The 23,830-nt window shown below is 63.6% G+C and carries 17 protein-coding genes; 13 read left to right on the top strand and 4 right to left on the bottom strand.

The window, feature by feature from the left end:
- Positions 1 to 58 precede the first annotated feature (58 nt).
- From V0R59_RS03470 to V0R59_RS03410, 13 genes are all read left to right on the top strand, one after another.
- Entirely contained in the window at positions 59 to 235 is a 177-nt protein-coding gene (locus V0R59_RS03470; protein ID WP_003250005.1) for a hypothetical protein, read from the top strand.
- A complete protein-coding gene (locus tag V0R59_RS03465) occupies positions 219 to 3,173 on the top strand; it encodes a sensor histidine kinase (RefSeq protein ID WP_330073038.1) in 2,955 nt (984 codons plus the stop codon). The genes V0R59_RS03470 and V0R59_RS03465 overlap by 17 nt, the downstream gene beginning before the upstream one ends.
- Before the next feature lie 22 nt (positions 3,174 to 3,195).
- The gene (locus V0R59_RS03460) at positions 3,196 to 4,635 is read left to right on the top strand and encodes a sigma-54-dependent transcriptional regulator (RefSeq protein ID WP_330073039.1); all 1,440 of its coding nucleotides are present in this window, start codon (positions 3,196 to 3,198) and stop codon (positions 4,633 to 4,635) included.
- 729 nt (positions 4,636 to 5,364) lie between these two features.
- A complete protein-coding gene (locus V0R59_RS03455) occupies positions 5,365 to 6,753 on the top strand; it encodes a polynucleotide adenylyltransferase PcnB (protein WP_330073040.1) in 1,389 nt (462 codons plus the stop codon).
- 5 nt (positions 6,754 to 6,758) lie between these two features.
- The gene (folK, locus tag V0R59_RS03450; RefSeq protein WP_330073041.1) at positions 6,759 to 7,235 is read left to right on the top strand and encodes a 2-amino-4-hydroxy-6-hydroxymethyldihydropteridine diphosphokinase; all 477 of its coding nucleotides are present in this window, start codon (positions 6,759 to 6,761) and stop codon (positions 7,233 to 7,235) included.
- Positions 7,236 to 7,487: 252 nt separating this feature from the next.
- Entirely contained in the window at positions 7,488 to 8,288 is an 801-nt protein-coding gene (panB, locus tag V0R59_RS03445) for a 3-methyl-2-oxobutanoate hydroxymethyltransferase (protein ID WP_330073042.1), read from the top strand.
- Entirely contained in the window at positions 8,285 to 9,142 is an 858-nt protein-coding gene (gene panC, locus V0R59_RS03440) for a pantoate--beta-alanine ligase (RefSeq protein WP_330073043.1), read from the top strand. The genes panB and panC overlap by 4 nt, the downstream gene beginning before the upstream one ends.
- 165 nt (positions 9,143 to 9,307) lie before the next feature.
- Positions 9,308 to 10,972, top strand: a complete 1,665-nt coding sequence (gene pgi / locus V0R59_RS03435; RefSeq protein ID WP_330073044.1) for a glucose-6-phosphate isomerase — start codon at positions 9,308 to 9,310, stop codon at positions 10,970 to 10,972.
- Positions 10,973 to 11,113: 141 nt separating this feature from the next.
- Complete coding sequence (acs, locus tag V0R59_RS03430) at positions 11,114 to 13,048, top strand: acetate--CoA ligase (protein ID WP_330073045.1); 1,935 nt, start codon at positions 11,114 to 11,116, stop codon at positions 13,046 to 13,048.
- A 79-nt stretch (positions 13,049 to 13,127) separates the two neighbouring features.
- Positions 13,128 to 13,997: an oxygenase MpaB family protein gene (locus tag V0R59_RS03425; protein WP_330073046.1), complete on the top strand. Its 870-nt coding sequence runs from the start codon at positions 13,128 to 13,130 to the stop codon at positions 13,995 to 13,997.
- A 111-nt stretch (positions 13,998 to 14,108) separates the two neighbouring features.
- Positions 14,109 to 15,287 carry an acetyl-CoA C-acetyltransferase gene (locus V0R59_RS03420; RefSeq protein WP_330073047.1) on the top strand — a complete coding sequence of 393 codons (1,179 nt, stop codon included), beginning with the start codon at positions 14,109 to 14,111 and terminating at the stop codon, positions 15,285 to 15,287.
- 78 nt (positions 15,288 to 15,365) lie between these two features.
- A complete protein-coding gene (locus tag V0R59_RS03415) occupies positions 15,366 to 16,382 on the top strand; it encodes a class I SAM-dependent rRNA methyltransferase (protein ID WP_330073048.1) in 1,017 nt (338 codons plus the stop codon).
- 100 nt (positions 16,383 to 16,482) lie between these two features.
- Positions 16,483 to 19,410, top strand: coding sequence for a DUF748 domain-containing protein (locus V0R59_RS03410; RefSeq protein WP_330073049.1), 2,928 nt, complete (start codon positions 16,483 to 16,485; stop codon positions 19,408 to 19,410).
- Between the two features lie 106 nt (positions 19,411 to 19,516).
- Here the strand turns inward: V0R59_RS03410 and V0R59_RS03405 are convergent, their stop codons facing one another.
- From V0R59_RS03405 to truB, 4 genes are all read right to left on the bottom strand, one after another.
- Positions 19,517 to 19,867 carry a BON domain-containing protein gene (locus V0R59_RS03405; protein ID WP_330073310.1) on the bottom strand — a complete coding sequence of 117 codons (351 nt, stop codon included), beginning with the start codon at positions 19,865 to 19,867 and terminating at the stop codon, positions 19,517 to 19,519.
- A gap of 265 nt (positions 19,868 to 20,132) precedes the next feature.
- Positions 20,133 to 22,238: a polyribonucleotide nucleotidyltransferase gene (gene pnp / locus V0R59_RS03400; RefSeq protein WP_330073050.1), complete on the bottom strand. Its 2,106-nt coding sequence runs from the start codon at positions 22,236 to 22,238 to the stop codon at positions 20,133 to 20,135.
- Between the two features lie 253 nt (positions 22,239 to 22,491).
- A complete protein-coding gene (rpsO, locus tag V0R59_RS03395; protein ID WP_009404303.1) occupies positions 22,492 to 22,761 on the bottom strand; it encodes a 30S ribosomal protein S15 in 270 nt (89 codons plus the stop codon).
- 148 nt (positions 22,762 to 22,909) lie between these two features.
- Positions 22,910 to 23,827 carry a tRNA pseudouridine(55) synthase TruB gene (truB, locus tag V0R59_RS03390; RefSeq protein WP_330073051.1) on the bottom strand — a complete coding sequence of 306 codons (918 nt, stop codon included), beginning with the start codon at positions 23,825 to 23,827 and terminating at the stop codon, positions 22,910 to 22,912.
- Positions 23,828 to 23,830 lie beyond the last annotated feature (3 nt).

Below are 23,830 nucleotides of genomic sequence, written 5' to 3'. Positions count from 1 at the left end.
CCGCGTTTTGCGCCAATAATAAATCCAGTTCGCAGCGCGCAATTCCAGTGAGGCCAGCATGTACATCTATCGTTTGGTCCTGCTTCTGGTCGTGGGGATCTACCTGTTCTCCCCGGCCATCATGGACTGGTGGATCGAGCCGACCGGTGCCTGGTATCGCCCCTACCTGCTCTGGCTGATCCTGATCGTCGTGACCTTTATCCTGCAGAGCCAACGTGATGCCGATGAGCTTTAGCCTGACCCAGATGATCCTGATCAGCGCCGCCTACCTGCTGGTGCTGTTCGGCGTGGCCTGGATCAGCGAACGCGGCATGATTCCGCGGGCGATCATCCGCCACCCGCTGACCTACACCCTGTCGCTCGGCGTCTACGCCAGCGCCTGGGCCTTCTATGGCACGGTAGGCCTGGCCTACCAGTACGGCTATGGTTTCCTTGCCTGCTACCTCGGTGTGTCCGGGGCCTTCCTGCTGGCGCCGGTGCTGCTCTATCCGATCCTCAAGATCACCCGCACCTACCAGCTTTCGTCACTTGCCGACCTGATCGCCTTCCGCTTCCGCAGCACCTGGGCCGGCGCCCTGACCACGGTGTTCATGCTGATCGGCGTGCTGCCGCTTCTGGCCCTGCAAATCCAGGCGGTGGCCGACTCCATCAGCATCCTCACCGGCGAGCCAGTGAAAAGCCGCGTGGCCCTGGCCTTCTGCGCGATGATCACGCTGTTCACCATCTTCTTCGGCTCGCGGCATATCGCCACCCGCGAGAAGCACGAAGGCCTGGTCTTCGCCATCGCCTTCGAGTCGGTGGTCAAGCTCCTCGCCCTGGGCGGGATCGGCCTGTATGCGCTGTACGGCGTGTTCGGTGGTCCGCACCAGCTGGAAGTCTGGCTGCTGCAGAACCAGACCGCCCTCGCCGCCCTGCACACGCCGCTGCAGGAAGGTCCGTGGCGCACCCTGCTGCTGGTGTTCTTCGCCTCGGCCATCGTCATGCCGCACATGTACCACATGGCCTTTACCGAGAACCTCAACCCGCGCTCGCTTGTCAGCGCCAGCTGGGGCCTGCCGTTGTTCCTGCTGCTGATGAGCCTGGCGGTACCGCTGATCCTCTGGGCCGGCCTGAAGCTCGGCGCCAGCACCAACCCGGAATTCTTCACCCTTGGCCTGGGCATCGCCGCCAACAACCAGGCACTGGCGTTGCTGGCCTATGTCGGCGGACTGTCCGCCGCCAGCGGCCTGATCATCGTCACCACCCTGGCCCTCTCCGGCATGGCGCTGAACCACCTGGTGCTGCCGCTGTACCAGCCGCCGGCCGAAGGCAACATCTACCGCTGGCTGAAGTGGACCCGCCGGGCGCTGATCGTCGCCATCATTGCCGCCGGCTTCGGCTTCTACCTGCTGCTGGGTGCGCAACAGGACCTGGCCAACCTCGGCATCGTCGCCTTCGTCGCCACCCTGCAGTTCCTTCCGGGCGTGCTCTCGGTGCTGTACTGGCCGACCGCCAACCGGCGCGGCTTCATCGCCGGCCTGCTGGCCGGCATCACCGTGTGGATGGTGACCATGCTGCTGCCGCTGGTCGGCAACCTGCAGGGCTTCTACATCCCGTTGCTGAACATGATCTACGTGCTCGACGACACCAGTTGGCACATGGCGGCAATTGCTTCGCTGGCGGCCAACGTGCTGCTGTTCACCCTGATCTCGCTGTTCACCAATGCCAGCACCGAGGAAGTTTCCGCCGCCGAAGCCTGCGCGGTGGACAACGTGCGCCGGCCACAACGCCGGGAACTGCACGCCGCCTCACCGCAGGAGTTCGCCACCCAACTGGCCAAGCCACTGGGGGCCAAGGCCGCACAGAAGGAAGTCGAGCAGGCCCTGCGCGACCTCTACCTGCCGTTCGACGAGCGCCGCCCTTATGCCCTGCGCCGCCTGCGCGACCGTATCGAGGCCAACCTGTCCGGTCTGATGGGCCCGAGCGTGGCCCAGGACATCGTGGAAACCTTCCTGCCCTACAAGTCCGGCAGCGAGAACTACGTCACCGAGGACATCCACTTCATCGAGAGCCGGCTGGAGGACTACCACTCGCGCCTCACCGGCCTTGCCGCCGAACTCGATGCCCTGCGCCGCTACCACCGGCAGACCTTGCAGGAGTTGCCGATGGGGGTCTGCTCGCTGGCCAAGGACCAGGAGATTCTCATGTGGAACAAGGCCATGGAGGAGCTCACCGGGATTCCCGCCAAGCGCGTGGTCGGCTCGCGCCTGACCACCATCGTCGAGCCCTGGCGCGGCCTGCTCTTGGGCTTCATCAACGTCCCCGACGAACACCTGCACAAGCAGCGCCTGGGCCTGGACGGCCAGACCCGCTGGCTGAACCTGCACAAGGCGGCTATCGACGAACCGCTGGCCCCCGGCAACAGCGGCCTTGTCCTGCTGGTGGAAGACCTCACCGAAACCCAGATGCTCGAAGACAAGCTGGTGCACTCCGAGCGTCTGGCCAGCATCGGCCGCCTGGCCGCAGGGGTCGCCCACGAGATCGGCAACCCGGTGACCGGCATAGCCTGCCTGGCGCAGAACCTGCGCGAGGAACGCGAGGAAGATGGCGAGATCACCGAATTGAGCAGCCAGATCCTCGAACAGACCAAGCGTATCTCGCGCATCGTCCAGTCGCTGATGAGCTTCGCCCACGCCGGCAGCCACCAGCACAGCGACGAGCCGGTGTGCCTGGCCGAAGTGGCGCAGGACGCCATCGGTCTGCTGGCATTGAACCGGCGCAATTTCGAAGTACAGTTCTTCAACCTGTGCGATCCCGAACACTGGGTCGAAGGCGATCCGCAGCGCCTCGCGCAAGTGCTGATCAACCTGCTCTCCAACGCCCGTGATGCCTCGCCCGCCGGTGCCGCCGTGCGGGTACGCAGCGAGGCCAGCGAACACACCGTCGACCTGATCGTCGAGGACGAAGGCAGCGGTATCCCGAAGAACATCATGGACCGCCTGTTCGAACCCTTCTTCACCACCAAGGACCCGGGCGAAGGAACGGGACTGGGGCTCGCTCTGGTCTATTCCATCGTGGAAGAGCATTATGGACAGATCACCATCGACAGCCCGGCCGATACCAAGAGCCAACGTGGCACGCGGATCCGTGTGACCCTGCCACGACATGTCGAAGCGACGTCCGCTGTGAACTGAGACCGTCGAGAGAATTGAATCAATGCCTCATATTCTGATCGTCGAAGACGAAACCATCATCCGTTCCGCCCTGCGCCGCCTGCTGGAGCGCAACCAGTACCAGGTCAGCGAAGCCGGTTCGGTGCAGGAAGCCCAGGAGCGATTCAGCATCGCCACCTTCGACCTGATCGTCAGCGACCTGCGCCTGCCCGGCGCGCCCGGCACCGAGCTGATCAAGCTGGGCCAGGGCACGCCGGTGCTGATCATGACCAGCTACGCCAGCCTGCGCTCGGCGGTCGACTCGATGAAGATGGGCGCGGTGGACTACATCGCCAAGCCGTTCGACCACGACGAAATGCTCCAGGCCGTCGCGCGCATCCTGCGTGACCGCCAGAACGCTCCGGCAGCCCCGGCCGAGCAGCGCACCAACGGCAAGGCACCGGCAGCCGACAAGGCCGCCGCCGGCAATGCCAACGGCGAGATCGGCATCATCGGCTCCTGCCCGCCGATGCAGGACCTCTACAGCAAGATCCGCAAGGTCGCACCCACCGATTCCAACGTGCTGATCCAGGGCGAGTCCGGGACCGGCAAGGAACTGGTGGCCCGAGCCCTGCACAACCTTTCGCGTCGGGCCAAGGCACCGATGATCTCGGTGAACTGCGCGGCGATTCCGGAAACCCTGATCGAATCCGAGCTGTTCGGTCACGAGAAAGGTGCGTTCACCGGTGCCAGTGCCGGTCGCGCCGGCCTGGTGGAAGCGGCGGACGGTGGCACGCTGTTCCTCGACGAGATCGGCGAACTGCCGCTGGAAGCTCAGGCCCGTCTGCTGCGTGTGCTGCAGGAAGGCGAGATCCGCCGGGTCGGTTCGGTGCAGTCGCAGAAGGTCGATGTGCGCCTGATCGCCGCGACCCACCGCGACCTGAAGAACCTGGCCAAGGTCGGCCAGTTCCGTGAAGACCTGTATTACCGACTGCACGTCATCGCCCTCAGGCTCCCGGCCCTGCGCGAGCGCGGCGCCGACGTCAACGAGATCGCCAACGCCTTCCTCGCTCGCCAGGCGGCGCGCATCGGACGCAACGACCTGAAGTTTGCCCACGACGCCGAACAAGCGATCCGCCATTACTCCTGGCCAGGTAACGTGCGCGAGCTGGAGAACGCCGTGGAGCGTGCGGTGATTCTCTGCGAGAGCCCGGAAATTTCCGCGGACCTGCTGGGCATCGATATCGAGCTGGGCGACCTGGAGGACGACGAGACCTTCGACAATCTGCCGGCCATCGCCGCACAGGCTAACGCGGCCAGCCACGAACCGACCGAGGACCTGTCGCTGGAGGACTACTTCCAGCACTTCGTCCTCGAACACCAGGACCACATGACCGAGACCGAGCTGGCACGCAAGCTCGGGGTCAGCCGCAAGTGCCTCTGGGAGCGCCGCCAGCGCCTGGGTATCCCGCGACGCAAGAGCGGAGCCACCAGCGAGAGCTGAACGAGGGGCTGCGACACGGTGTCACCCTCAAACGGGTAACACCGCGTTTCAGCCAAAAACTGTTACCTCACCGCGAGGTCGTAACAGAAACCGGGGTTATCGGTAACGAAATCCCGGTTTTTTTTCGTTCTCAAAACACCCCGAATCCCGCCTAACCCCTTGTTTTACTGGGCTTTGCAAAAGTTGGCACGGCACCTGCTATATGTTCGGTACAAGAACAATAACAAGCACTGCAAAACACAATAAAAATAAGACGAATCGGCTCACGCACAATAAGAACAAGACGGCGGAGGCGCAGCTAACTGATTCTTTTGGAGAGGAGTTGTGTTTGGGGCTCGCCCCACAACCAGGCAGAGAACAACAAAAACTGCACTCAAGCAGAGCCTGAACTGGTTGGATCGAAAGATCATCGCAACATCGGCGATCAAAGCAATCCGTTTGCTCTTGTACTCCCGGTTAGGGAGACAGTCCACCAGCCTCGCGGCATTTGGTGGCCAGGGCACTCAATAAAAACAAGAAGCCCGACAAAAAAACAATAAGAGCACGCAACTACTTCTTGGGGAGCTTCGGCTCCCCTTGTAGTTTCCGCCTCCCGGTGATCCCACCCGCGTCATTTCATCCCCCGTTTCTCGGGTGCCTACACCCTTTTCCGACTAAATGCTAGAATCCGTGCCCATCATGCGGCCTTTCTCTATTTCTGGCCGAAAATTCCTTCAAACAGTGCATCCCATGCTGAAGAAGCTGTTCCAGTCTTTCCGTCCCCCGGCGCGCGTCCAGCACCACATTCGCACCACGCCCGAGGTGATCAACCACTCGCAGCACTCGCTGCAGCGCCATCAGTTCAGCCGCCACGCGGTGAACATCGTCGAGCGCCTGCAAAGCGCCGGCTACCAGGCCTACCTGGTCGGTGGTTGCGTGCGTGACATGCTCCTGGGTATCACGCCCAAGGACTTCGACGTCGCCACCAGCGCCACGCCGGAGCAGATCCGTGCCGAGTTCCGCAATGCACGGGTCATCGGCCGGCGCTTCAAGCTGGTCCACGTGCATTTCGGTCGCGAGATCATCGAGGTCGCCACCTTCCGCGCCAACCATCCGGTCGACGAAGAAGAAAACAGTCACCAGTCGTCCCGCAACGAAAGCGGACGGATCCTGCGCGACAACGTCTACGGCACCTTGGAAGAAGACGCCCAGCGCCGTGACTTCACGATCAACGCGCTGTACTACGATCCGGTCAGCGAGCGCATCCTCGACTACGCCAACGGTGTGCACGACATCCGCAACCGTCTGATCCGCCTGATCGGCGACCCGACCCAGCGCTATCAGGAAGACCCGGTGCGCATGCTGCGCGCAGTGCGTTTCGCCGCCAAGCTCAACTTCGGCATCGAGAAGCACACCGTACTGCCGATCCGCGAGCTGGCGCCGATGCTCCGGGAAATCCCGGCGGCGCGGCTGTTCGAGGAGTCGCTGAAGCTGTTCCTGTCCGGGCACGCCGCCGACACCTTCGAGATGCTGGTCGACCTGCAACTGTTCGACCCGCTGTTCCCGGCCAGTGCCCAAGCCCTGGAAGAACACCCGACCTACACCCACACGCTGATCAGCCAGGCGCTGATCAACACCGATCTGCGGGTCAGGCAGGGCAAGCCGGTAACCCCGGCATTCCTCTTCGCCGCCCTGCTCTGGCCAGCCCTGCCGGGCCGCGCGCTGTACCTGCAGAGCCGCGGCATGCCACCGATCCCGGCGATGAACGAAGCGGCCCACGAGCTGATCTTCGAGCAGTGCCAGCGCATCGCCATTCCGAAGCGCTTCACCCTGCCGATCCGCGAGATCTGGGACATGCAGGAGCGCCTGCCACGGCGCAGCGGCAAACGCGCCGACCTGCTTCTGGACAACCCGCGCTTCCGCGCCGGCTACGACTTCCTGCTGTTGCGTGAAAGCGCCGGCGAGGAAACCGATGACCTCGGCCAGTGGTGGACCGACTACCAGGAGTGCAACGAAAGCGAGCGCCGCGAGATGATCCGCGAGCTGGGCGGTCGTGAAGAAGGTAGCAGCGCAGGTCCGCGCAAACGCAAGCGCAGCCCGGCCAAGCGCCGTCGCGCCGACGGCGGCGCAGGCGAGTGAGCCCGGTGCAGCGAGCCTATATCGGCCTTGGCAGCAACCTGGCCAACCCACGGGAACAACTGCGCAGTGCCCTCGACGCGCTGGCGCAGTTGCCGGGTACGCAACTGGCCGGCGTCTCTTCCTTCTATGCCAGCGATTCGCTGTCCCCGGGCCAGCCACGCTACACCAATGCCGTCGCCGCGCTGAATACCACGCTTGCGCCTATCGCCCTGCTCGACGCCCTGCAAGGCATCGAGGCCGACCAGGGCCGCGAACGCAAGGAGCGCTGGGGCCCGCGTACCCTGGACCTGGATATCCTGCTGTACGCCGACCAGGTGATCGACGAACCGCGCCTCAAGGTCCCGCACTACCACATGCAGGCCCGTCCTTTCGTGCTCTATCCTCTTGCCGAATTGGTGTCCGAGGACTTCTGCCTGGCGGACCAACGGCCCCTCGCACAACTGCTGGCAGACTGCCCGTTCGTCGGTCTTGAGCGCCTGTAGCCGGGCGCTTCCCCCCACGGTAACGCCCGTAACACCGCAGACGTAACAATGCGGTAACACGGTAATTGACTTCCCTCCCCGCCCTCACGACTATAGGCGTCCCGTGGCACGCCCGTGCCGTAAAACAAGGCGTAACCAGGACTGGAACGGGTCCAACCCAAACACCACGCTCGATGATGTGCCGTTCCAGAAGTTGAATACATGCGTTGTACGCAGTGATTGTTCACAGCGCCTGAACGAGGATTGCTTTTCATGCCAGACGTAACCCTGACCACCCTGCAGGCCCTCAAGGCCAAGGGTGAGAAAATCGCCATGCTGACCTGCTACGACGCGACCTTCGCCCAGGTCGCCGCCCGTGCCGGCGTCGAGATCCTGTTGGTAGGCGACTCCCTGGGGATGGTCCTGCAGGGCCATGACAGCACCCTGCCCGTGACCAATGCCGACATGGCCTACCACATCGCCAGCGTCAAGCGCGGCAACGAAGGTGCACTGATCCTCGCCGATGTGCCGTTCATGGCGTATGCCACCGCGGAACAGGCTTTCGCCAGCTGTGCCGAGCTGATGCGTGCCGGTGCGCACATGGTCAAGCTCGAAGGCGCCGCCTGGCTCGCCGATACCGTGCGCCAGCTGGCCGATCGCGGCGTGCCGACCTGTGTCCACCTCGGCCTGACCCCGCAGGCGGTCAATATCCTCGGTGGCTACAAGGTCCAGGGTCGTCAGGAAAACCAGGCACGGCAGATGCGCGCCGACGCCATCGCCCTGGAACAGGCCGGTGCGGCCATGCTCCTGCTCGAATGCGTGCCCAGCGAGCTTGCGGCGGAAATCACCCAGGCCGTGGGCATCCCGGTGATCGGCATCGGTGCCGGCAGTGCCACCGACGGTCAGGTACTGGTCATGCATGACATGCTCGGCCTGTCCCTGAGCGGTCGCGCGCCGAAGTTCGTAAAGAACTTCATGACCGGCCAGGCGGATATCGCCAGCGCCTTCCAGGCCTACGTCAAGGAAGTCAAGGACGTGACCTTCCCTGGCAGCGAACATGGGTTCAGCGCATGAATACCGTCAAGAGCGTTCTTGAGCTGCGCGCCGCGGTCGCACGCGCCCGTGGCGAGGGCAAGCGCATTGCCTTCGTGCCGACCATGGGCAACCTGCACAGCGGCCATGCCGCGCTGGTGACCAAGGCCGCGCAGCGTGCCGATTTCGTCGTGGCGAGCATCTTCGTCAACCCGCTGCAGTTCGGCCCAAGCGAAGACCTCGACAAATACCCCCGCACGCTCGCCGCCGACCAGGAGAAACTCCTCGAAGCCGGCTGCCACCTGCTGTTCGCCCCCACCGTCGAGGAAATGTATCCGGACGGCACGGGCGTGCAGACCCGGGTCAGCGTCCCGCAACTCTCCGAAGGCCTCTGCGGCGCCAGCCGTCCCGGGCATTTCGAAGGCGTGGCGACAGTGGTCAGCAAGCTGTTCAACATGGTCCAGCCGGACCTCGCCGTGTTCGGCCAGAAGGACTTCCAGCAACTGGCGGTGATCCGCGCCATGGTTCGCGACCTGAACATGCCGATCCAGATCATCGGCGAGCCGACCGTGCGTGCCGAGGACGGCCTGGCGCTGTCCTCGCGCAACGGCTATCTGACCGCCGAGCAGCGCGCCACCGCGCCCGTGGTGTACCGCACCCTGAGCCAACTGGCCGAAGCGATCCGCCAGGGTGGCCGTGACTACTCGGCGCTGATCGCCGAAGGCCAGCAAGCGCTGGTCGCCGCCGGTCTCAAGCCCGACTACCTGGAAGTCCGCCACGCCCTCAACCTGCGCCCCGCCAGCGCAGATGACCGTGACCTGGTGATCCTGGTCGCGGCCTACCTCGGCAACACCCGCCTGATCGACAACCTGCACCTGAATCTCGACGCCAGCTAAGCTGCAGGGATGCCCCGCTTCATCGGCGCGGGGCCAGGCTGTTAGCGAAATGACATATCTCAATGGCTTTTACCGGCCCGTCGCGAAATAATCCGCGACGGGCCGGTAACGGCTACGCGTTCCCCGTGTCCAAGGCAGTTCAAGCAATCAAGGATCCCTGCAGCGATGGCGTATTACCGTACTCCTCATGATGTCACCGCTCTGCCAACCTGGCAGGCACTCCAGCAACACCGCGAAGCCATGCAGGATTTCAGCATGCGCGAGGCGTTCAACGCCGACCCGCAACGTTTCAACCAGTTTTCCCTGAGCAGTTGCGGCCTGTTCCTCGACTACTCGAAAAACCTGATCAGCGCCGAAACCCGCGAAAAGCTGGTCGGCCTGGCCAATGAAGTCGGCTTGAAGGAAGCCATCCAGGCGCTGTTCGCCGGCGAGATCGTCAACGCCTCGGAAGGCCGCCCGGCGCTGCACACTGCGCTGCGTCGTCCGGTGGGCGACAAGCTCAGCGTCAACGGCGCCAACGTGATGCCGGAAGTGCACAAGGTGCTCAACCAGGTCACCGAGCTGGTCGGCAAGATCCACGACGGCCTGTGGCGCGGCTACAGCGAGAAGCCGATCACCGACGTGGTCAACATCGGCATCGGCGGCTCCTTCCTCGGCCCGGAACTGGTTTCCGAAGCGCTGCTGCCCTACGCCCAGCGCGGCGTGCGTTGCCACTACCTGGCGAACATCGATGGCAGCGAGTTCCACGAACTGGCGGCCAATATTCGCGCCGAGACCACCCTGTTCATCGTCTCGTCGAAGTCGTTCAACACCCTGGAAACCCTGAAGAACGCCCAGGCAGCCCGCGCCTGGTACCTGGCCCAGGGCGGCTCGGAAGCCGAGCTGTACCGGCACTTCATCGCCGTTTCCAGCAACAAGGCAGCAGCCGTCGCCTTCGGCATTCGCGAAGAGAACATCTTCCCCATGTGGGACTGGGTCGGCGGGCGCTATTCGCTGTGGTCGGCGATCGGCTTGCCAATCGCACTGGCCATCGGCACCGCCAACTTCAAGGAACTGCTGTCCGGTGCATACACCATGGACCAGCATTTCCAGAACGCCCCGTTCGAACAGAACATGCCGGTCCTGCTGGCCCTGCTCGGCGTCTGGTACGGCAACTTCTGGGGCGCGCAGAGCCACGCGATCCTGCCGTACGACCATTACCTGCGCAACATCACCAAGCACCTGCAGCAGCTGGACATGGAATCCAACGGCAAGCACGTACGTCAGGACGGCACGCCGGTCAACCATGACACCGGTCCGGTGATCTGGGGCGGCGTCGGCTGCAACGGTCAGCATGCCTACCACCAGTTGCTGCACCAGGGCACCCAGTTGATCCCGGCAGACTTCATCGTGCCGGTGGTGAGCTTCAACCCGGTCTCCGACCATCACCAATGGCTGTATGCCAACTGCCTGTCGCAGAGCCAGGCGCTGATGCTCGGCAAGACCCGCGCCGAGGCCGAGGCCGAGCTGCGCGACAAGGGCCTGAGCGAGGCGGACGTGCAGAAGCTGGCGCCGCACAAGGTGATCCCGGGCAACCGTCCGAGCAATACCCTGGTGGTGGAGCGGATCAGCCCGCGGCGTCTGGGTGCGCTGGTGGCGATGTACGAGCACAAGGTGTTCGTGCAGAGCGTGATCTGGGGCATCAACGCCTTCGACCAGTGGGGCGTGGAGCTGGGCAAGGAGCTCGGCAAGGGCGTCTACCAGCGCCTGACCGGCGGTATCGAGGAGCCCGCCGAGGATGCCTCGACCCAGGGTCTGATCAACTACTTCCGCGGCCGTCACCGCGGCTGACCCCCGGTCGCTGCCCCCGAACATGGCCGGGGGCAGCGACTACACTGTCCTGACCCGGCTACCCTCGAAGTCACGGCACAGGCTGCTTCGCCGTCGATGAAGGCACGCCGTCCCCATAACAACAGGACAGGTTGCGTGCCCATGTTCGATATCAGTCAATTCCCCAAAGCCGATGCCGTCAGCCGTGCCGCCGAACTGAGCCAGGGCGACTACGATCGGCTCTACCGCCAATCCATCGAGCAACCGGAGCAGTTCTGGAGCGAACAGGCGCGCCGCCTGGACTGGATCAGCCCATGGAGCATGATCCAGGATTGCGACATCCGCAGCGGCAAGGCCATCTGGTTCAAGAACGCCAGGCTCAACGTCAGCTACAACTGCCTCGACCGTCACCTGGAAGCCCGCGGCGACCAGCCGGCATTCATCTGGGAGGGCGACGACCCGAACCGTTCCGCCTCCCTCAGCTACCGCCAGGTGCATGAGCAGGTCTGTCGCCTGGCCAACGTGCTCAAGCAGCGCGGGGTCAAGAAAGGCGACCGGGTGTGCATCTATATGCCGATGATTCCCGAGGCCGCCTTCGCCATGCTCGCCTGCGCACGCATCGGCGCCATCCATTCCGTGGTGTTCGGCGGCTTCTCGCCGGATGCCCTGCGCGACCGCATCCTCGATGCCGACTGCCGCACCGTGATCACCGCCGACGAAGGCGTGCGCGGCGGCAAGACCATCGCCCTCAAGCAGAACGTCGACAAAGCCCTGGCCAGCTGTCCGAACGTCAGCAGCGTGGTGGTGGTGCGGCGTACCGGCGGCAAGGTGGAATGGAACGACGCCCGCGATCTCTGGTACCACGAGGCCATCGCCGCAGCCAGCGACGACTGCCCTCCCGAGCCGATGGACGCCGAAGACCCGCTGTTCATCCTCTATACCTCCGGCAGCACCGGCAAGCCCAAGGGTGTGCTGCATACCACAGCCGGCTACCTGCTGCAGGCGACCCTGACCTTCAAGGTGGTCTTCGACTACCGCGACGGCGAAGTATTCTGGTGCAGCGCCGACGTCGGCTGGGTCACCGGGCACAGTTACATCGTGTACGGCCCGCTGGCCAACGGCGCCACCAGCCTGATGTTCGAAGGCGTGCCGAACTACCCGGACGCCTCGCGCTTCTGGCAGGTGGTCGACAAGCACAAGGTGAATATCTTCTACACCGCGCCCACTGCCCTGCGTGCGCTGATGCGCGAGGGCGAAGGCCCCTTGAAAGGCACTTCGCGGCAGAGCCTGCGCCTGCTCGGCAGCGTGGGCGAGCCGATCAATCCGGAAGCCTGGGAGTGGTATTTCAACGCAGTCGGCGAGCAGCGCTGCCCCATCGTCGATACCTGGTGGCAGACCGAGACCGGCGGCATCATGCTCACTCCGCTGATCAGCAACCGGCATATCAAGCCCGGCTGCGCGACCCGACCGATGTTCGGGGTGCAGCCGGTATTGCTGGACGAAAAGGGCAAGGTCATCGAGGGTGCCGGGGCCGGGCTGCTGGCGATCAAGGCCAGCTGGCCGGCGCAGATCCGCAGCGTGTATGGTGATCACCAGCGGATGGTCGACACCTACTTCAAACCCTTCCCCGGCTATTACTTCACCGGCGACGGTGCGCGCCGCGACGAGCAGGGGGACCTGTGGATAACCGGCCGCATCGATGACGTGATCAACGTCTCCGGGCATCGCATCGGCACGGCGGAAGTGGAAAGCGCGCTGGTATTGCACGACAGCATCGCCGAGGCCGCGGTGGTGGGGTATCCCCACGATGTGAAAGGCCAGGGAATCTATGCCTTCGTCACGCCAATGAAAGGGGTCGAGCCGGACGAAGCGCTGCGCCAGGAATTGCTGGCGCTGGTCAGCAAGGAAATCGGCAGCTTCGCCAAGCCCGAGCTGATCCAGTGGGCACCGGCGTTGCCCAAGACACGCTCGGGCAAGATCATGCGGCGGATCCTGCGCAAGATTGCCTGCAACGAGCTGGACAACCTTGGGGATACCTCGACCCTGGCGGACCCGGGGGTCGTGCAGGGGTTGATCGATAAGCGCCTGAATACCTGATATACCGGCTGCTTTTGACCGTGGGAGCGAGCTTGCTCGCGAAGGACCGCAACGCGGTCCCCACTAGAACAAGGTATTCATGGAAATCCTACGCCGCCGCATCGAAACCCAATTGATGAGCCTCACCGGCCTCGCCCTCGGCCAGCTCGACCTGGAAAACCCCAAGGGCGATCCCGGCCTGTTCGGTCCGCAAAGCGTGTGCTGGCGCGTCCACGGCGATTTCCCCAGCATGCTGGTCGGCGGCATCAGCGCCCTGCTCCTGCAAGCCCTCCACCCGCTCGCCCTGGCCGGGGTCTGGGACCACTCCAATTTTCGCCAGGACATGCTCGGCCGCCTGCGCCGCACCAGCCAGTTCATCTCCGGCACCACCTTCGGTGCGACCGGTGACGCCAACTGGCTGATCGAACGGGTCAAGACCATCCACCTGCAGGTGGTTGGCAACACGCCGGACGGCCAGCCCTATGCCGCCAGCGACCCGGACCTGCTGACCTGGGTGCATGTCGCCGAGGTACGCAGCTTTCTCGCGGCGCACCTGCGTTACCGCAATCCACACCTCAGCGATGCGGCGCAGGATGCCTACTACAACGAGATCGCCCTGATCGCCGAGCGTCTCGGCGCGCGCAATGTACCGCGGTCACGCCAGGAGGTGGCGGATTACCTGCGCAACATGCGCCCACACTTGCGCTGCGACGAGCGCAGCCTGGAAGTGGTCCGGGTGCTGCTGGCGGCACCGGCGCCGAGCCGGCTGGCGCAGCCGGTTGGGAACCTGATGATGCAGGCGGGGATCGGGCTGTTGCCGAAGTGGGCCGGCAACATGCTTGGGCTCAGGCAGTCGGGTGTGAAGCAGGGGGTGATAGACATCGGCCTGCATTCGGTGGCCCCGGTGCTGCGCTGGGCCATGCGCGATGGTTCGGCACATCGCGCGCGACGGCGGATGGGGATCGCCTGACGGTTCTTCGGTGCTCTCAACGACACTGCTCCAAGTTCCCTTCATCTGTGCGACTATGCGCGAGCCCACCGCAGACTCAATGTCGAAACGAACAATACAGAGGACTAGAGCATGCAAGATGTCGTAATCGTCGCCGCCACCCGAACTGCGGTCGGAAGCTTCCAGGGCGCGCTGGCCAATATCCCCGCCGTAGACCTTGGCGCCGCCGTGATCCGCCAGCTTCTGACCCAGACCGGCCTGGATGGCGAACTGATCGATGAAGTGATCCTCGGCCAGGTACTCACCGCCGGCGCCGGGCAGAACCCCGCCCGCCAGGCCGCGATCAAGGCCGGCCTGCCCCACGCCGTACCCGCCATGACCCTGAACAAGGTCTGCGGCTCCGGCCTCAAGGCCCTGCATCTGGCGACCCAGGCCATTCGCTGTGGCGACGCCGAGATCATCATCGCCGGCGGCCAGGAGAACATGAGCCTGGCCAACTACGTCATGCCCGGCGCCCGCACCGGCCTGCGCATGGGCCACGCCAGCCTGATCGACAGCATGATCACCGATGGCCTGTGGGACGCCTTCAACGACTACCACATGGGCATTACCGCCGAGAACCTGGTGGAGAAGTACGGCATCAGCCGCGAGGAGCAGGACGCCTTCGCCGCTGCCTCCCAACAGAAAGCCGCCGCCGCCATCGAGGCACGGCGCTTCGTCGATGAAATCACCCCGATCCTGATCCCGCAGCGCAAGGGCGATCCGGTCGCCTTCGCCACCGACGAGCAACCCCGCGCCGGAACCACCGCCGAAGCGCTGGGCAAGCTCAAGCCAGCCTTCAAGAAAGACGGTACGGTCACCGCTGGCAACGCTTCGTCGCTCAACGATGGCGCCGCCGCAGTGCTGCTGATGAGTGCCGCCAAGGCCCAGGAACTGGAGCTGCCGGTCCTGGCGCGGATCAAGGCCTACGCCAATGCCGGCGTCGACCCTGCGATCATGGGCATCGGCCCGGTCAGCGCCACCCGCCGCTGCCTCGACAAGGCCGGCTGGACCCTCGACCAGCTCGACCTGATCGAAGCCAACGAAGCCTTCGCCGCCCAGGCCCTGTCGGTCGGCAAGGAGCTGGGCTGGGATGCGTCGAAGGTCAACGTCAACGGCGGCGCCATCGCCATCGGCCACCCGATCGGTGCTTCGGGCTGCCGCGTGCTGGTGACCCTGCTGCATGAAATGATCAAGCGCGACGCCAAGAAAGGCCTCGCCACCCTGTGCATCGGCGGTGGCCAGGGCGTGGCCCTGGCGATCGAACGCTGATCCCCGCGGGAGGGGCCGCCCTGGCCCCTCCCCGTCCTGTAGCTGGTAAACTGCACGCCCGCAACCAAGGCCACGTGCATGTCCTCCTTGAACCAGGCGCTGCGCGCCGCCCTCGACGCCCGCCACCCCCTTCTCGCCGAACTGCATGCCCAGGGCACCGATTGCTATCGCCTGTTCCATGGCAGCCAGGAAGGCGCCCCCGGCCTGACCGCAGACCGCTACGGCCCGCAACTGCTGGTGCAGAGCTTCCACCAGACCCTCGACCGTGACGCCCTGCTGGACCTGCACGGGAGCATCGAGCAGCACCTCGGCCAGCCCTTGCCGCTGGTCTACAACGATCGCTCCAAGGGCAACAGCCGGGTTGACCGGCATGACGCCGTGTACCAGGCCAACGACGAAGCACTGGTCGACATGGTCGGCCATGAATGGGGCCTGAACTACCGCGTCCGCGGCCGCCACGCGGGCCAGGACCCGCTGCTGTTCCTCGACCTGCGCAATGCCCGTGGCTGGGTCAAGCGCCACAGCGCCGGGAAAAGCGTGCTCAACCTGTTCGCCTATACCTGTGGCGTCGGCCTGGCGGCCGCAGCCGGCGGCGCCCGCGAGGTATGCAACCTGGACTTCGCCGAGGGCAACCTGGCCGTAGGCCGCGAGAACGGTACGCTGAACCCGCAGCTGGCGCCGATGGACTTCTTCCAGTCGGACTACTTCCCGGCGATCCGCCAACTGGCCGGGCTGCCGATCAGCCAGCGCCGCGGGCAGAAGCTGCCATCCTATCCACGCCTGGAAGCGCGCCAGTTCGACCTGGTGTTCCTCGATCCACCGGCCTGGGCCAAGAGCGCCTTCGGCACCGTCGACCTCCTGCGCGACTACCAGAGCCTGCTCAAGCCCGCCTTGTTGACCACAGCCGAAGAAGGCGTGCTGATCTGCAACAACAACCTGGCAAAGGTGGACATGGATGACTGGCGTGAGCTGGTTCTGCGCTGCGCGGAAAAAGCCGGGCGCCCGGTCCGCGAATGGCAGGTGATCACCCCTGCCGACGACTTCCCCTCCCAGGATAATCGTCCCCCCCTGAAGACCCTGGTATTGCACCTGTAGACCACGTGACACCCCTGGCTGTCGGCCCCGTCCGACAGCCATCGGAACTCGATTAACGTGCCATACTCTAAGCGTCCCGCTCTTCACGCAGATGCCGCACATGTCCAAGGGATTGACCCGCGCCCTCGGCGCCTTGCTGATTGCACTGGCCCTGTACAGCCTTCTCGGCTTTTTCATCCTTCCTGGCATTGCCCTTCGTATTGCCAACCAGCAACTGGCGCAGTACGCCACCGTTCCCGCGCAACTGCAGCGTATCGAACTCAACCCGTTCAGCCTTGAACTGAGCGTCTGGGGCCTGCAGATCGGCGAGCCGGGCAAGGAGCAGATCGCTTTCGAGAAGCTCTACGCCAACCTGCAAGTGGACAGCCTGTGGACCAAGGCCCTGCACCTGAAGCAGGTCGAACTGGTCAAGCCGCGCACCGAGGTGCTGTTCGCCAAGGACGGCCAGCTCAACCTGGTCAACCTGTTCAAGTTGCCGCCCAGCGAGCCCAAGCCCGAAGAGCCGGCCAGCGATCCCTTCCCCGTGCGCATCGACAGCATCAAGCTGGTCGGTGGCTATGTGCATTTCGAAGATGCCCGCCCCAGCGAGGCGATCGAGTTCCTATACGACGACATGAACCTGGAGCTGAAAAAACTCAGCACCCTGCCTGACGACAACACCGACATGACCCTGGTGGCCACTGGCCCCAACGGTGGTCAGATCGACTGGAAGGGCACGTTCAGCCTCTCGCCTATCGCTTCGAAAGGCTCGCTGAAGGTCAGCGACGCCAAGATGAAGGCCTTCTGGCCCTATGTCCGCGACGCGGTGCCACTGGTCCTGGAAGACGGCACCTACAACCTGCAGAGCGACTACAGCTTCAGCCTCGGCCAGCAGACCGAACTGCTGCTGGAGAACACCGCGCTGAGCGTGTCGGCTTTCGCCATCAAGGCTCCGGACGGGCGCCCGCTGGCGCGCCTGGCGAAGCTGGATGTCAGTGAGACCTCCATCGACCTGGCCAAGCAGCTGGTCACCGTCGGCAAGATCCGCAGCGAGCAGCTGGAAACCTGGGCCGCCCTGGAGTCCGACGGGCAACTGGACTGGCAGAAGCTCTTTGCCAGCCAGCCACCCAAGGCCACCCCGAAAGAAAAGGCCGAGCCGGCCACCGCCGAACCCACACCCAAGGAAAAGGCCGTCGAGGACAAGCCCTGGCAGGTGCTGCTGAAAGACACCCAGGTGCGCAACTACCAGGTCCACCTGGCCGATCGTACGCAGAAGGAGCCGGTCACCCTCGACGTCGGCCCGCTGAACGCCGACCTGCAGAATTTCGACAGCCTGAACAAGTCGCCCTTCACCTTGAAGCTGGACAGCGGCATCGGCAAGCAGGGCAAGCTGCAAGCCTCCGGAGAGGTCAACCTGGCACCGGTCACGGCGAAGCTCAAGGTCAGCACCCAGGACATCGACCTGCGTATCGCCCAGTCCTACATCAGCCCCTTCATCCGCCTCGAACTGCGCAGCGGCATGCTCGGCAGCGACCTCGGCATCGACCTGAAGAGCACCGCGCCACTGGCCTTCAACATCAGCGGCAAGGCACGGGTAACCCAGCTGCACACCCTCGACACCATCAAGGACCGTGATTTCGTCAAATGGCAGCAGCTCGACCTGGACGCCATCGAGTACCGCCATGGCGACGCCCTGAGCATCGGCAAGGTCAGCCTGCTACAGCCCTATGCGCGCTTCATGATCAATGAAGACCGCACCACCAACGTCGACGACCTGCTGATCCCTCAACCTGCGGGTAGCAGCAGCAAGCCCCAGGCCAAGGCTGCCCCGGGCAACGACAAGCCCCTGGGCATCCATATCGGCCAGATCGACATCAACGACGGCTCGGCCAACTTCGCCGACTTCAGCCTGACGCCGAACTTCGCCACTGCGGTCCAGCAACTCAACGGGCAGATCGGTACCATCGACAACCGCCAGCCAAAACCGGCCAAGGTGGATGTGAAAGGCAAGGTCGACCGTTATGCCCCGGTCACCATCAAGGGCGCGCTCAACCCGTTCAACCCGCTGGCCAGCCTGGACATCGCCACCAGTTTCCGCCGCGTCGAACTGACCACCCTGACCCCCTACTCCGGCAAGTTCGCCGGCTTCCGCATCCGCAAGGGCCGGCTCAACCTCGACCTGCACTACCTGATCACCAACGGCCAGCTCAAGGCCGAGAACAAGGTGGTGGTGGAACAGCTGCAACTGGGCGAGAAAGTCGACAGCCCGGACGCCGTGGACCTGCCGATCCGCCTGGCGGTGGCCTTGCTCAAGGACACCGAGGGCAAGATCTCCATCGAGCTGCCGGTCAGCGGCGACCTCAACAACCCGCAGTTCAGCGTGATGCCGATCGTCTGGCAGACCCTGCGCAACCTGGTGCTGCGCGCGGCGCAGGCACCCTTCAAGTTCATCGGCGGGCTGATCGCCGGCGGTGGTGCCGAAGACCTTGGCAATGTCGCCTTCGCACCTGGCTCAAGCGACCTGGGTACAGACGCCCAGGGCGCCCTCGACAAGCTGGCGGCGGCGCTCAAGGAACGCCCGGCCCTGCGCCTGGAGATCGAGGGCACCAGCGCCCAGAGCAGCGACGGCCCATTGATCGCCGCCCAGCGCCTGGAGCGGGAATACCAGAGCACGTACTACAAGATGCTCCAGCGCCGCGGCGACAAGGTGCCAGCACAGGCGTCGATGCTGCAGGTGCCGGAAGACGACAAGCCGGCCATGCTTGAAGGCATCTACCGCACCCGCCTGAAACAGCAGCCGCCAAAGGAATGGGAGCAACTGGACAGCAAGCAGCGCATCGCCAACATGCGTGATGCGGTGCTCAAGACCTGGGCGGAAAGCGCCGTGCTTCTGCGCCAGCTGGGGCAGGCACGGGCCAGCAGCATCAAGGACTACCTGGTGGACAAGGGCCAGTTGGAGGACGACCGGGTGTACTTCGTCGACGCTACCCTGGGTCAGGCCGAGTCCGATGGCCGGGTGATTTCCCCGCTGCACCTGGACGCCGAATAAGCGTTACCGGAAAAAGGTGAGCCCCGGCGCATGGCCGGGGCTCGGGTCGCCCAAGTCCTTTTGGGCTGTCGCATGAACCGTCAGGATCAGCGAGCGGGACAAACCATCAGTTGGTTTTCAGGCCATCAGCCGAGACGGCCTGTACGCCTTTGATTTTCTTGGCGATGGCGACTGCAGTGTCTTTCTGCGCCGAGCTCACGGCGACATCGGAAGACAGGGAGACCACGCCTTTGTTGGTTTCGACCTTGATGTCGGTACCAGGAATGCCTTTCTCGGTAACCAGATCAGCTTTGACCTTGGTGGTGATCCAGGTGTCGGAAGTGGCTTCCTTGGCCTTGGTCACTTCACCCGCGGCAACCATCAGCGGCGCCTGGGTAGATTGTTGAGCGAACGCTACGTTGGCCATGGTCAGGGTCAGGGCGGTAGCGGTGGCAGCAGCAATAGCGAACTTCTTCATACGAGACACTCCTGTTTTTCGAAAAGTCTGCGCCAAGGTTTCTGGCAGCAGGGGTACTCTGATCATTGCGAAGGCTGTGCCAATTTTTCCTTCAAATAAAATCATTTAAAAACAACTACTTATAAAATCACGTCGTTAACTTGATCGTGCAATTTGCAAAGTAGCCTGCCGTTTCGCTTGCAAGTTGCAAGTTGCGTCGGGACGAGGCAACGCATAAAAAAAGGGCCCCGAAGGGCCCTTTCTTTCAACTCAAGTCGGCGAGGACTCAGACGCCCGAAGCCTTGGCTGCGGCAACGTCCTTGATCGACAGCTTGATACGGCCGCGGTTGTCCACGTCCAGTACCAGCACTTCGACCTCCTGACCTTCCTTTAGCACGTCGGTGACTTTCTCGACGCGGGAATCGCTCAGCATCGAAATGTGCACCAGACCGTCCTTGCCCGGCAGGATGTTGACGAAGGCACCGAAGTCGACGATGCGCTCGACCTTGCCGACGTAGATCTTGCCGATCTCGGCCTCGGCGGTGATGCCCAGGACGCGCTGACGAGCAGCTTCAGCGGCTTCCTTGGTTTCGCCGAAGATCTTGATCGAGCCATCGTCTTCGATGTCGATCGAAGCCTTGGTCTCTTCGCAGATGGCGCGAATGGTGGCGCCGCCCTTGCCGATGACGTCGCGGATCTTGTCGGTGTCGATCTTCATCGCGATCATGGTCGGAGCATTTTCCGACAGTTCGCTGCGGGACTGGGCGATGATCTGGTTCATTTGGCCGAGGATGTTCAGGCGCGCTTCCAGGGCCTGGCCCAGGGCGATTTCCATGATCTCTTCGGTGATGCCGTTGATCTTGATGTCCATCTGCAGCGCGGTAACGCCTTTGGCGGTACCGGCAACCTTGAAGTCCATGTCGCCCAGGTGGTCTTCGTCACCGAGGATGTCGGTCAGGATGGCGAACTTCTCGCCTTCCTTGACCAGACCCATGGCGATACCGGCAACCGGCGCCTTCATTGGCACACCGGCGTCCATCAGGGCCAGGGAAGCGCCGCAGACCGAAGCCATGGAGCTGGAACCGTTGGATTCGGTGATTTCCGATACGACGCGGATGGTGTACGGGAATTCGTCAGCAGCTGGCAGCATGGCCTGGACCGAACGACGGGCCAGGCGGCCGTGACCGATTTCGCGACGACCAGCACCGCCCATGCGACCACACTCGCCCACCGAGAACGGAGGGAAGTTGTAGTGCAGCATGAAGGGATCTTTCTTCTCGCCTTCCAGGGTGTCCAGCAGTTGCGCGTCACGGGCAGTACCGAGGGTCGCAACGACCAGGGCCTGGGTTTCGCCGCGGGTGAACAGTGCAGAACCGTGGGTCTTCGGCAGAACACCGACTTCGATGTTCAGCGGACGAACGGTGCGGGTGTCGCGGCCGTCGATACGTGGCTTGCCGTTGACGATGTTTTCGCGAACGGTGCGGTATTCGATCTCGCCGAAGATGTCCTTCACTTCACCAGCACTTGGCTGGCCTTCTTCACCGGAGAACTTGGCAACCGCCTGGTCGCGCAGCTCGCCCAGGCGAGCGTAGCGGTCGGCCTTGACGGTGATGGTGTAGCCCTGGGAAACAGCCTCGCCGAATTCGGCACGAACAGCGTTCAGCAGTTCGGTGTTGGCAACCGCTGGTTTCCAGTCCCAGGTCGGCTTGGCGGCTTCGGCGGCGAATTCCTTGACGGCCTGAATGACGGCCTGGAACTCGTCGTGAGCGAACAGCACGGCGCCCAGCATCTGGTCTTCGGTCAGCTCTTTGGCTTCCGATTCAACCATCAGCACGGCATCGGAAGTACCGGCGACGACCATGTCCAGGCTGGAGGCAGCCAGTTGCTCGTAGGTCGGGTTCAGCAGGTAGCCGGTGCTTTCGTGGAAGGCAACGCGGGCGGCGCCGATCGGGCCTTCGAACGGAATGCCGGAAACGGCCAGGGCAGCCGAGGTACCGATCATCGCAGCGATGTCCGGATCGGTCTTCTTGCTGGTGGAGACGACGGTGCAGACGACCTGCACTTCGTTCATGAAACCTTCAGGGAACAGCGGGCGGATCGGACGGTCGATCAGGCGCGAGGTCAGGGTCTCTTTCTCGGAAGGACGGCCTTCACGCTTGAAGAAGCCACCAGGGATCTTGCCGGCAGCGTAGGTCTTTTCCTGATAGTGCACGGACAGCGGGAAGAAGCCCTTGCCCGGATCTGCTTGCTTGGCACCGACGACGGTGACCAGCACGGTGACATCATTGTCGACGGTGACCAGGACGGCACCGGACGCCTGACGGGCAATGCGGCCCGTTTCGAGGGTTACGGTCGATTGACCGAACTGGAATTTCTTGATTACCGGGTTCACGGTTTCCTACCTTCTCTTCAGTTGCACTTGGGGGAACTGGTTTCTTGCGAATTCTTGGGCAGCACGGGGAATCGGCCCCATTGACCGTCCAGATAAAACTAGAGGTTGGGAGCCTGCCCCGCCATTGCGCAAAGCGCTCCGGCGAAACAGCCAACCAACCTCTCGGATACGCGGGGTGCGTTCGCCTGCCGAGAAACCGAAGCCCCCGGCTGACGACCGCAGCACGCCGCGCACACCACTGGTCGGGCCGCTATTAGCGACGCAGACCCAGACGACCGATCAGGGCGCTGTAACGGGTGGTGTCTTTGCCTTTCAGGTAGTCCAGCAGCTTGCGGCGCTGGTTAACCATGCGGATCAGACCACGACGGGAGTGGTGGTCCTTGCCGTTGGCCTTGAAGTGGCCTTGCAGCTTGTTGATGTTGGCGGTCAGCAGGGCAACCTGCACTTCCGGGCTACCGGTGTCACCGGCGGCTTGTTGGTAGTCGGCAACGATCTGAGCTTTTTCTTCGACGCTGAGTGCCATTTGGCTTTCTCCAATAAACGGAAACCCGAAGGTTTCCAACAGGCCAGGGACAAGCCCTGTATTAAGAAAATGAGATGTGACCGTGCCTGTTGACAGCCACCCTCGTATCCACCAGTACCGGGCCGTGGCCCTGCACTGATGGGTTCGATCATTCCGACCGAATCAGTCGACGCGGCGCAATACGCCCGTCTTCGCTCACTTCACCGATACCGATGAAGCGACCGTTGTGATCCTGTACGCGGACCATGCCGAATTTCGGCGCGTCCGGCGAACGTACCGGCTGACCATGCAGCCAGTAGAAAGCACTGTGCTCGGAGAACTGCAGCAGAGGCCAGTCCTGCAGACCGCTGTCGGACGGCATCAGGAAGCGATCGATCGCTTCGTTGCCACCTTCGGCGTGGGCCGCCTCGAGCTCCTCGAGGGTCACGGTCTGGGCCAGTTCGAACGGGCCGGCCTGGGTCCGGCGCAGCTCGGCAACGTACGCGCCACAGCCCAGAGCCTCGCCGATGTCCTCGACCAGGGTACGGATGTAGGTGCCTTTGCTGCAGCCTACCGACAGGCGAACCCGGGTGCCTTCGCACTCCAGCAGTTCCAAGCGGCCAATAGTAACAGAACGCGCTTCACGCTCCACTACTTCCCCTGCACGGGCTAGCTTGTACAGTGGCTGGCCATCACGCTTGAGAGCCGAGTACATCGGCGGTATCTGGCTGATTTCACCACGGAATCGTGGCAGAACCGCTTCAATCTCGGCGCGACCAACGGTCACCTCGCGGGTGCGCAGGATCTCGCCTTCGGCGTCCGCGGTGCTGGTGGTCTGCCCCAACTGCATGACCGTCTCGTAGCCCTTGTCGGAATCGAGCAGGTACTGCGAGAACTTGGTGGCTTCGCCGAAGCACAGCGGCAGCACGCCACTGGCCAGCGGGTCGAGGCTACCGGTGTGTCCGGCCTTCTCGGCGTTGAGCAGCCAGCGGACCTTCTGCAGTGCCGCGTTGGAGGTAAACCCCAGCGGCTTGTCGAGCAGGATGATGCCGCTGACATTACGGCGGATGCGTTTGACCTGGGCCACCGC

Source organism: Pseudomonas ulcerans, from assembly GCF_036324125.1.
GTDB lineage: Bacteria > Pseudomonadota > Gammaproteobacteria > Pseudomonadales > Pseudomonadaceae > Aquipseudomonas > Aquipseudomonas ulcerans.
The sequence above is the reverse complement of the archived record's forward strand: the minus strand, read 5'-3'. Positions and strand labels throughout refer to the sequence as shown.